The organism is Amycolatopsis melonis, from assembly GCF_040064235.1.
GTDB lineage: Bacteria > Actinomycetota > Actinomycetes > Mycobacteriales > Pseudonocardiaceae > Amycolatopsis > Amycolatopsis melonis.
On sequence record NZ_JBDZYD010000018.1, the window covers coordinates 24,512 to 34,061 of the forward strand.

Genomic DNA, 9,550 nt, shown 5'->3' on the forward strand with positions numbered 1-9,550 from the left:
TCCGGGCTGCTGAACGGCCGTGAATACCCCATTGAGGGACTTCACGGCCGTTCACGACTTTGGGGAGGGCTGCGCGGGGAAGGCGGCGGCCAAGGTCGAGGGGCGTCGCGAATGGGCCATTGAAGCGACTAGCGCAATCTGTCATCCGACATCTAACATGTTAGATGTGAGTCTCTCCAAGGTCACCCGCCCGCTCCTGCGTGACGAGGCGTACGACCGCATCCGCCAGGCGATCGTCGACGGCACGCTGCCGCCCGGCGCTCCCCTGCGTGACGGTGATCTCGCCGACCAGCTCGGCCTCTCCAAGGCGCCCGTCCGCGAAGCCCTCCGCCGTCTCGCCGACGACGGCCTGGTCGAGTCCAAGCCGCAGAGCTACACCCGGGTCTCCGACGTCATGTCCCCCGACGTGCTCGACGCAAGGGAGATCGTCCGGGTGCTGCACGAGTTCGCGGTCCGGCAGGCGTCGAAGAAGTGCCGTCCCGCGGACATCGCCGCCATGAGGGCGGCCAACGACCGCTTCGCCGCCGCCATCGAGGCGCGGGACATCGCCGCCGCCGTGAAAGCCGACGACGAACTGCACAACGTCCCCGTGCGCCTCGCCGGCAACGCCGCCGTCGCCGCGACGCTCGACCGGTACACCCCGCTGCTGCGGCGGCTGGAGCACGCCCGGTTCAGCTCCGCGCTGGCCTGGAACTCGGTCGAACGCCACACCCGGCTCATCGACGCCCTCGAAGCCCACGACACCGAGACCGCCGTCTCCGTGATCGCCACCATCTGGACCGACCTCCTGGAGGACCGATGACCCTCGCCGACTTCCCTCGCTATCCGCTGCTGTTCGGCCCGTCGCCGGTGCATCCGCTGGAGCGGCTGACCGCACACCTCGGCGGCGCGCAGGTCTGGGCCAAGCGCGAAGACGTCAACTCCGGGCTCGCCTACGGCGGGAACAAGACCCGCAAGCTCGAATACCTCGTCGCGGACGCGCTCGCCCAGGGCGCCGACACGCTCGTCTCGATCGGCGGCGTCCAGTCCAACCACACCCGGCAGGTCGCGGCCGCCGCCGCGCGGGCCGGGCTGAAGGCCGTGCTCGTGCAGGAAAGCTGGGTGGACTGGCACGATCCGCTCTACGACAAGGTCGGCAACATCCAGCTCTCGCGCATTCTCGGCGCGGACGTCCGGCTCGTCCAGGCCGGGTTCGGCATCGGCTTCAAGCAGGCGTGGGAGGACGCCGTTGCCGAGATCGAGGCCGAGGGCGGCAAGCCGTACGCCATCCCGGCAGGCGCGTCCGACCACCGGCTCGGCGGGCTCGGGTTCGCGAACTGGATCGTCGAGCTGGAACAGCAGGAGCAGCAGCTCGGCGTCTTCTTCGACACCGTCGTCGTCTGCTCGGTCACCGGCAGCACCCAGGGCGGGATGGTCGCGGGCACGGCACTGGGCAAGCCGCGGCGCATCCTCGGGATCGACGCCTCGGCGAAGCCGGACGAGACCCGCGAGCAGGTCACGCGCATCGCGCGCAACACCGCCGAGCTGATCGGCGCCGGGCAGATCCCCGAAGTCGAGCTGGACGACCGCTACCACGCCGGGATCTACGGTATTCCCGACAAGGCCACGGTGGCGGCCATCGAGACGTGCGCCCGGCTGGAGGGGATGATCACCGACCCGGTGTACGAAGGCAAGTCGATGGCGGGCCTGATGGACCTGGTCGGGACCGGCGAGATCCCGCGCGACGCCACCGTTCTCTACGCCCACCTCGGCGGGCAGCCAGCCCTGAACGGCTACACGAGCGTCCTGGGCTGACCGCCGGCACCGGGGTCAGTCCAGCACGCAGAGGACGTCGATCTCGACGAGCAGCTCGCCCGGCAGGCCGACGTACACCGTCGTGCGGGCCGGGTGCGGGGCCTCGCCGATCAGTTCGTCGTAGACCTCGTTGAACGGCGCGAAGTGCGCCGTGTCGGTCAGGTACACGCGGACCATGATCGCGTCGGCGAGGCTCGCGCCCGCCTCGGCCAGCACGGCCTCGATGTTCTTGAACGTCTGCCGGGTCTGGCCCGCGACGTCGTCGCCGACGATCGCGCCGGTCGCCGGGTCGAACGCGACCTGGCCGGCGACCTGCAGCAGGTTCCCCTTGCGGACGGCCTGCGAGAACTTCGCCGGCGGCTTCGGCGCGTTCTCGGTGGAAACTGCCGTCTTGCTCATCAGTGCCCCTTTCCGTTCTCCGTCCATCCACTGTGGACGGAAGCTTCCTTCGTGGCCGCCCGCAGCTCGGGCACCAGCGCCAGCAGGCCGTCGTAGTCGAGCAGCACCTTCGGCACCGACATCGACGCGGCGGCCAGCACCTCGCCGCCCGCGCCGCGGACCGGTGCCGCGATGCAGTGGATGAAGTCCTCGTGCTCGGCGTTGTCGACGGCGTATCCCTGCTGCGCCACGCGGTCCAGCTCCGCCAGGTACGCGGCCGGGGTCGTGATCGTGTTCGGCGTCAGCACGGGGTACTCGATCGACCGCGCGATCTCCTCGCGGCGTGCCGGCGGCATCGCGGCGACCAGCACCTTCCCCACCGCCGTGCAGTGCAGGGGCGCGCGCTTGCCGATGCGGGAGTACATCCGGACCGAGTGGCGTCCCTCGTACTTGTCGATGTAGACGACTTCGCCGTCTTCGTAGCTGGCCAGGTGCACGGTGTGGCCCGTGCGCGCGTTGAGGGCCGCGAGCGCGGGCTGGGCGCTGCGCCGGACGTCCAGGGAGTCGAGCGCCTGGTTGGCGAGGTCGAACAGCGCGCTGCCGAGCCGGTAGTACCGGGCGCCTTCCCGGCGGACGAAATGGTGCTGTTCGAGGGTGCGCAGCAGCCGCAGCACCGTCGACTTGTGCACGCCGATCTCCGCGGCGAGGTCGTCGAGGGTCTTGGCGTCACGGGCAATCGAGTTCAGCAGCGTCAGTGCCCGATCCAGGCTTTGACTCACGTGCGCACCAGGCCCTCTCCGGTCAGCCGCACCGAACGCCACTCGTCCGGGTCCGCGTGCAGCAGGGTATCGACGACCGGACGCGGCAGCGGCACCCCGACGTCGTCGTGGGTGAGCAGGGCGACGGCCGCCTGGAGGTGGCCCTGCCGCAGCCGTTCCAGCGGCGGCGCGCCACGCAGTGTCGCGGCGAGGAACCCGGCGGCGAACGCGTCGCCGGCGCCGACCGGCTCGACGACGTCGACGTCGAGCGCCGGGGCGAACAGCGGTTCCCCCTCGACGAGGGTCGCGCCGCGTTCGCCGTGCTTGACGACGAGCGTGCGCGGCTGCGGCAGCAACGCCCGCAGCTCCGCGGGGTCGCCGGTCCCCCACACCCGCCGTGCCTCGTCGTCGCCGGTCAGCACGATGTCGCACTGCGCGGCCAGCTCCGCGAGCAGCCGGGGGTCACGGCCGGTCCAGAGTGCCGGGCGCAGGTTGACGTCGAAGGAGATCAGCCGGTCGCCGCGTGGCTGCTCCAGCAGGGCGCGCACCAGCGCCAGGCAGCTGTCCGACAGCGCCGGGGTGATCCCGGACAGGTGCAGCACGCGGACGCCGCCGAGATCGAGCCGGTCCAGCAGCGACGGGCCCATGCCGGACGCCGCCGAGCCGGTCCGGTAGTAGCGCACCGGGCTGCCGCCGGCGCCGCTTTCCTTGATGTAGAGCCCGGTCGGCCGCTCCGGGTCGACGTGGCACGCGCTGACGTCGACCCCGGCCGCGGCGACGTGGCGCAGCATCGCCCGGCCGAACGGGTCGTCGCCGACCGCGCTCACCCAGCCGCTCGGCACGCCGAGCGCGGCCAGGTTGCAGGCCACGTTCGATTCGGCGCCGCCGATCGTCCGCACCCACTGCCGCACTTCGTCCGGCGGGCCGGGCTCGGCGGGCACGAACAGTGCCATCGACTCGCCCACGCACAGCACCTCGGGCCCGCTCGTCACTTTCCGTCTCCCTGCCCTTCACCCCGTTGACCTGTGACGACCCGGATGCTACACCTAGGGCGCGCAACATGCGCAACCGCCGTTGCAACATACGCAACCTCAACACGCCGCAGAGGTCGCCGCCGATGAACCCTTGCCTGCTGGACCCCGCCGCGCTCGAAGCCCTCCGCCGGGAGCGGATCGACTGGCGCTTCCGCTCGGCCGCCCCCGCCCTGACCGGGCTCACCCTGGACGAGGCCGCGGACCGGCGGCTCAACCTGTTCACCGACGGGTTCTTCGGGCCGTTCGTCGTCCTCGACGACGAAGCACTGGAGCACAACCTGCGGACGATGGCCGCCTGGTGCGCCGCACGCGGGGTCGTGCTCGCCCCGCACGGCAAGACGACCATGGCGCCGCAGCTGTTCGCGCGCCAGATCGAGCACGGCGCGTGGGGCATCACCTGCGCGAACGCCGGTCACCTCCGGATCTACCGCGCGTTCGGCGTCTCCCGGATCCTGCTGGCCAACCAGTTCCTCGACCCGGCGGGCCTGCACTGGCTGGCCCGCGAACTGGCGGACGACCCGCAGTTCGAGTTCTTCTGCTGGGTGGACTCCGTCCGCGGCGTCGAGCTGATGACCGAGGCACTGGCCGGCGCACCGCGCCCGGTGGACGTCCTGGTCGAGCTGGGTGCCGACGGCGGCCGCACCGGCGTCCGCGACACCGCGGCCGCGCTGGCGATCGCCGAGGCGGTCCAGGCCAGCCCGGCGCTGCGGCTGCGCGGCACCGGCGGGTACGAAGGCGCGCTGTCGCACGACACCGACGCAGCCGCACTCGCCAAGATCAGCTCCTATGTGGACGGTCTGCGTGACCTCGCGATCTCGTTCGCGGACAAGGGGCTCCTCGACGGGCAGATCATCGTCACCGCGGGCGGCAGTGCCTACTTCGACCAGGTCGCGAACGAACTCACCAAGCCGTGGCCGGACGGCCTCGACGTGCTCCCAGTGCTGCGCAGCGGCGCCTACCTCACCCACGACGACGGCTTCTACCGCGAGATCTCCCCGCTCGGCGACCATCCGCGCATCGACGGCGTCGACGCGTTCCGGCCGGCGCTGCGGGCGTGGGCGCAGGTGACGTCGAAGCCGTCGGACACGCTCGCGCTGCTGACGCTGGGCAAGCGCGACGCGTCGTTCGACGAGGGCATGCCCGAGCCGCAGCTGCGCCGTACCCCGGGCGGGCCCGCCGAACCGCTCGACGGTCACGTCGTCGCGAAGATGAACGACCAGCACGCGTTCCTCACGCTGCCGCCGGGATCGCCGGTCGAGGTCGGCGACTGGATCGGGCTCGGGCTGTCGCATCCCTGCACGGTGTTCGACAAGTGGCCGCTGCTGCCGGTGACCGCGGCCGACGGCGAGACCGTCGTCGACTACGTCCGGACGTGGTTCTGATGGACGTCGTGGTCCGCGGCGCGCTGGTCGCCGACGGCACCGGCGACGCGCTCACCCGGCACGACGTCGGCATCACCGGCGCGACGATCGCGGAAGTCGCCGATCCGGGCTCGCTCACCGGACGGCGGACGATCGACGCCGATGGCCTGGTGCTCGCGCCCGGGTTCATCGACATGCACTCGCACTCCGACCTGCAGCTGCTGGCCAACCCGGACCACCCGGCGAAGATCACGCAGGGCGTCACCACCGAGGTCCTCGGCCAGGACGGGCTGTCGTACGCGCCGGTCGACGACGCCGTGCTGGCAGCGCTGCGGCAGCAGCTGGCGGGCTGGAACGACGACCCGCCGGGGTTCGCCTGGAACTGGCGCTCGGTCGGCGAGTACCTCGACCGCCTCGACGAGGGCATCGCCGTCAACGCCGCCTACCTCGTGCCGCAGGGCACGGTCCGGATGCTCGCCGTCGGCTGGGACGACCGCCCGGCCACCGACGCCGAGCTGACCCGGATGAAGGAACTCGTCGCCACCGGCCTGCGCGAGGGCGCGATGGGGATGTCGTCGGGCCTGACCTACACACCGGGGATGTACGCCGGCACCAGCGAGCTGGTCGAGCTGTGCCGGGTGGTCGGCGAGCTGGGCGGGTTCTACAGCCCGCACCACCGCAGCTACGGCAAGGGCGCCCTCGACGCCTTCGCCGAGATGATCGAGGTGAGCAGGCAGTCCGGCTGTCCCCTGCACCTCGCGCACGCGACGATGAACTTCTCGGTCAACAAGGGCAAGGCCCCCGACCTGCTGAAGCTGCTCGACGACGCCCTCGACGACGGCTGCGACATCAGCCTCGACACCTACCCGTACCTGCCGGGCGCGACCTACCTCTCGGCGCTGCTGCCGAGCTGGGCGACCGAAGGCGGCCTCGACGCGACGCTCGCCCGGCTGTCCGATGTGGACGAACGCGAGCGGATCCGCGCCGAGATCGAGGAAACCGGGTCCGACGGCGCGCACGGCGTCCCGATCGACTGGGACGCCATCGAAATCAACGGCGTCCGCCACGAGCGCAACGCCCACCTGGTCGGGCACAGCGTCGCCGCGTCGGCAGCGAACGCCAACACGGCTCCGGCGCAGCTGTACTTCGACACCCTGCTCGACGAACGGCTCGGGACGTCGTGCCTGATGCACGTCGGGCACGAGGAGAACGTCCAGGCCATCATGCGGCACCGCACGCACACCGGCGGCAGCGACGGGCTGCTCGTCGGCGCCCGGCCGCACCCGCGTGCCTGGGGCACGTTCCCGCGTTACCTCGCCCGGTACGTCCGCGAACTGGGCGTGCTGGACCTCGCCGAATGCGTTGCCCACCTCACCGGGCGGGCCGCGCGGCGGCTGCGGCTGACCGACCGCGGGCTGGTCCGCGCCGGGTACGCCGCGGACCTGGTGCTGTTCGACCCCGAGACGGTCGCCGACACCGCCACCTTCGACGACCCGCGCCAACCCGCCGCGGGCATCACGCACGTCTTCGTGAACGGCGTCGCCGCCCTCGACGACGGCCGTCCCACCGGCGCCCTCGCCGGACACTCCCTGCGCAACCCCCGGAGAGCCCGATGATCCACTGGCTGCAACACACCACGGGCGGGCTGCTCACGCTCGCCGCCGTCTCGATCGCCGTCCTGCTGGTGCTGATCATCAAGCTCAAGCTGGAACCCTTCATCGCGCTGATCGTCGTCGGCCTGCTCACCGCGCTGGCCGCGGGCCTGCCGGTCGGCACCATCGTCGGCTCGGCCCAGAAGGCGTCGGACTCCCTGCTGGAGAAGGGTTTCGGCGGCATTCTCGGGCACATCACCGCGATCATTGGGCTGGGCACGATCCTCGGGTCGATCCTGGAACGCTCGGGCGGCGCGAAGGTGCTCACCGGCGCGCTGCTGCGGTCGTTCGGCGAGAAGCGGGCCCCGCTGGCGATGGGGGTCGCCGGGTTCGTCTTCGGCATCCCGGTGTTCTTCGACATCGGCATCTTCGTGCTGGCCCCGCTCGTCTACGTCGCCGCGCGCCAGGGCGGCCGGTCGCTCGTGCTGTACGCGATGCCGCTGCTGGCGGGCCTGTCGATCACGCACGCGTTCCTGCCGCCGCACCCCGGGCCGGTCGCCGCGGCCGGGCTGCTGCACGTCGAACTCGGCTGGATCATCCTGATGGGCCTGGCCTGCGGCATCCCCGCGTTCCTCGTCGGCGGCGTGCTGTACTCGACCTGGATCGGCAAGCGCATCGACGTCGCCGTGCCGGAGGACATGGTCTTCGCCGAAGAAGAGGGCGAGCGCGAGGAGAACCCGCCGTCGCTGGGCCTGGTCGCCGCCATCATCGCGGTGCCGCTGGTGCTGATCCTGGCAGGCACGTTCGGCAGCATCTGGCTGCCCAAGGGTTCCGCGCTCGCCGGTGTCGCCGCGTTCATCGGCACCCCGGCGGTCGCGCTGACCATCGCCGTCCTGCTCGCGTCCTGGCTGCTCGGGCTGCGGCGCGGGTTCACCGGCAAGGACCTCAACGAGCTGGCCGCGAAGTCGCTGCGGCCGGTCGCGATGATCCTCCTGGTCGTCGGCGCGGGCGCGTTCTTCGGCGCGGTGCTCTCGGCGACCGGGATCGGCAAGGCCGTGGCCGACTCGCTGCACGACGCCGGGCTGCCGGTGCTGCTCGCCGCGTACGTCATCAGCTGCGGCATGCGGATCGCGCAGGGCTCGGCGACCGTGGCCATCGTGACCACCAGCGGGATCATCGCGCCGACCGTGGCGCAGCTGGGGTATTCGCAGATCCAGCTGGCCCTGCTGGTCATGGCGATCTCCGCCGGGTCGATCATCGCCTCGCACGTCAACGACGGCGGCTTCTGGATCGTTTCGCGGTACTTCAACCTGACCGTGCCCCAGACGCTGAAGTCGTGGACCGCACTGGAAACCGTGCTTTCGGTTTCCGGATTCGGGGTTTCGGCATTGCTCATGACGGTGGTCTAAACCATACTGGAGCCTGTCACCGCCGAAACCCGTTGGGAGACAAAGACGATGACCGGACTTTCCCGTCGCACGTTCCTCGGTGCCGCCGCCGGTGCCGGCGCGGCCACCGTTCTCGGCACGCACGCCGCCACCGCGGCCACGACGCCGAAGGGGTGCCTCGCCGGAGCCACCGCGTACATCGGCAGCTACACCTCCGGGGCGAGCGGGCACGGCCTGGACGTCGCCGGCCGCACCGGCGCCGCGCTGAACTTCGTCCGCACGGTACCGGGCATCACCGACGCCTCGTGGTTCGACCGCAGTGCCGACGGCCGGACGCTGTACGTCACCAACGAAGGCAGCCCGGCCGGGTACGTCTCGGCGCTGAACATCGCCGACGCGACGAAACCCAAGCTGCTCAACAGGATTTCGTCGAAGGGTGACGCGCCGACGCACCTGTGCGTACACTCCGACGGCAGGCACGTCCTGGCCGCGAACTACAACTCGGGCAGCGTCGTCGTGCTGCCGATCCTCGGCGGCGGCAGGCTCGGCGCGGCGACCGACCTCGTCACCCACCACGGCGCCGACCGCGACGCCCACGCCCACCAGGTCGTCAACGACCCGACCGGCCGCTGGGTGCTGGCGGTGGACCTCGGCGCCGACAGCGTGTACGTCTACGGCTTCGACGCCGGGAAGCTTTCGCTGCACCAGCAGCTGAAGCTGCCGACGGGCGCCGGACCGCGGCACCTCGCGTTCGACCGCACCGGGAAGCTCGCCTACATCCTCGGCGAGCTGCGTGCGGAGGTGACCGTGGCGAGCTGGGACGCGGCGAGCGGGAAGCTGAAAGCGCTCTCCGTCGTCCCGGCCGTGCCCGCCGGGAGCACCGGCGAGCAGTATCCCGGCGAGATCGTCGTGTCGAAGGACGGCAAGCTCGTGCACGCGACCGTCCGCGGGCCCAACACCCTGGCCACGTTCGCCGTCTCCGGCGACTCGCTGAAGCTGGTGTCCACTGTGGCCACCGGGGGCAACTGGCCGCGGCACGTCACCCTCGACCCGGCGGAGAACTGGTTCTACGTGTCGAACCAGCGTTCCGGCACCGTCACCTGGCTGCCGCGCGACCCGGCCACCGGCCTGCCCGGCGCGCCCGCGGGCAGCCTCGCCATCGGCAGCGTCAACTCCGTCTACTTCGCCTGAGCACCGGTCGTGAGTGCGTAACAGTGTTCTAACACTGTTACGCACTCACGAGCC

Annotated in this window: 9 protein-coding genes; 6 read left to right on the forward strand and 3 right to left on the reverse strand. The window is 71.3% G+C overall.

Going from position 1 to position 9,550, the window contains the following annotated elements; all coding sequences use genetic code 11:
• The first annotated feature begins 157 nt into the window (after positions 1–157).
• Both ABJI51_RS38885 and ABJI51_RS38890 read left to right on the forward strand, forming a co-directional pair.
• Positions 158–802 carry a GntR family transcriptional regulator gene (locus ABJI51_RS38885; protein WP_348956163.1) on the forward strand — a complete coding sequence of 215 codons (645 nt, stop codon included), beginning with the start codon at positions 158–160 and terminating at the stop codon, positions 800–802.
• Positions 799–1,794, forward strand: coding sequence for a 1-aminocyclopropane-1-carboxylate deaminase (locus ABJI51_RS38890; protein ID WP_348956164.1), 996 nt, complete (start codon positions 799–801; stop codon positions 1,792–1,794). Before ABJI51_RS38885 ends, ABJI51_RS38890 begins: the two co-directional genes overlap by 4 nt.
• A 15-nt stretch (positions 1,795–1,809) precedes the next feature.
• Here ABJI51_RS38890 and ABJI51_RS38895 read toward each other — a convergent pair whose 3' ends face one another.
• Genes ABJI51_RS38895 through ABJI51_RS38905 form a run of 3 tightly spaced genes read right to left on the reverse strand, consistent with a single transcriptional unit; the run spans position 1,810 to position 3,883 of the window.
• Complete coding sequence (locus ABJI51_RS38895; protein ID WP_348956165.1) at positions 1,810–2,193, reverse strand: RidA family protein; 384 nt, start codon at positions 2,191–2,193, stop codon at positions 1,810–1,812.
• Positions 2,193–2,951 carry an IclR family transcriptional regulator gene (locus ABJI51_RS38900; RefSeq protein ID WP_348956166.1) on the reverse strand — a complete coding sequence of 253 codons (759 nt, stop codon included), beginning with the start codon at positions 2,949–2,951 and terminating at the stop codon, positions 2,193–2,195. The genes ABJI51_RS38895 and ABJI51_RS38900 overlap by 1 nt, the downstream gene beginning before the upstream one ends.
• Positions 2,948–3,883, reverse strand: a complete 936-nt coding sequence (locus tag ABJI51_RS38905; protein WP_348956344.1) for a sugar kinase — start codon at positions 3,881–3,883, stop codon at positions 2,948–2,950. The genes ABJI51_RS38900 and ABJI51_RS38905 overlap by 4 nt, the downstream gene beginning before the upstream one ends.
• Before the next feature lie 164 nt (positions 3,884–4,047).
• Here ABJI51_RS38905 and ABJI51_RS38910 point away from each other — a divergent pair, with 164 nt between their 5' ends.
• From ABJI51_RS38910 to ABJI51_RS38925, 4 genes are read left to right on the forward strand one after another with little or no spacing between them, the layout of a single operon-like run.
• Entirely contained in the window at positions 4,048–5,346 is a 1,299-nt protein-coding gene (locus ABJI51_RS38910) for an amino acid deaminase (protein WP_348956167.1), read from the forward strand.
• Positions 5,346–6,941: an N-acyl-D-amino-acid deacylase family protein gene (locus tag ABJI51_RS38915; RefSeq protein WP_348956168.1), complete on the forward strand. Its 1,596-nt coding sequence runs from the start codon at positions 5,346–5,348 to the stop codon at positions 6,939–6,941. The genes ABJI51_RS38910 and ABJI51_RS38915 overlap by 1 nt, the downstream gene beginning before the upstream one ends.
• Positions 6,938–8,326, forward strand: coding sequence for a GntP family permease (locus ABJI51_RS38920; RefSeq protein WP_348956169.1), 1,389 nt, complete (start codon positions 6,938–6,940; stop codon positions 8,324–8,326). The genes ABJI51_RS38915 and ABJI51_RS38920 overlap by 4 nt, the downstream gene beginning before the upstream one ends.
• A 48-nt stretch (positions 8,327–8,374) precedes the next feature.
• Positions 8,375–9,496, forward strand: coding sequence for a lactonase family protein (locus ABJI51_RS38925; RefSeq protein ID WP_348956170.1), 1,122 nt, complete (start codon positions 8,375–8,377; stop codon positions 9,494–9,496).
• The last annotated feature ends 54 nt before the right edge of the window (positions 9,497–9,550 follow it).

What these genes read in the sequence shown, in the direction of transcription:
- ABJI51_RS38885 (WP_348956163.1), top strand. Translation starts at nt 158, where the DNA reads ATGTTAGATGTGAGTCTCTCCAAGGTCACCCGCCCGCTCCTGCGTGAC.
- ABJI51_RS38890 (WP_348956164.1), top strand. Translation starts at nt 799, where the DNA reads ATGACCCTCGCCGACTTCCCTCGCTATCCGCTGCTGTTCGGCCCGTCG.
- ABJI51_RS38895 (WP_348956165.1), bottom strand. Translation starts at nt 2,193, where the DNA reads ATGAGCAAGACGGCAGTTTCCACCGAGAACGCGCCGAAGCCGCCGGCG.
- ABJI51_RS38905 (WP_348956344.1), bottom strand. Translation starts at nt 3,883, where the DNA reads ATGGCACTGTTCGTGCCCGCCGAGCCCGGCCCGCCGGACGAAGTGCGG.
- ABJI51_RS38910 (WP_348956167.1), top strand. Translation starts at nt 4,048, where the DNA reads ATGAACCCTTGCCTGCTGGACCCCGCCGCGCTCGAAGCCCTCCGCCGG.
- ABJI51_RS38915 (WP_348956168.1), top strand. Translation starts at nt 5,346, where the DNA reads ATGGACGTCGTGGTCCGCGGCGCGCTGGTCGCCGACGGCACCGGCGAC.
- ABJI51_RS38920 (WP_348956169.1), top strand. Translation starts at nt 6,938, where the DNA reads ATGATCCACTGGCTGCAACACACCACGGGCGGGCTGCTCACGCTCGCC.
- ABJI51_RS38925 (WP_348956170.1), top strand. Translation starts at nt 8,375, where the DNA reads ATGACCGGACTTTCCCGTCGCACGTTCCTCGGTGCCGCCGCCGGTGCC.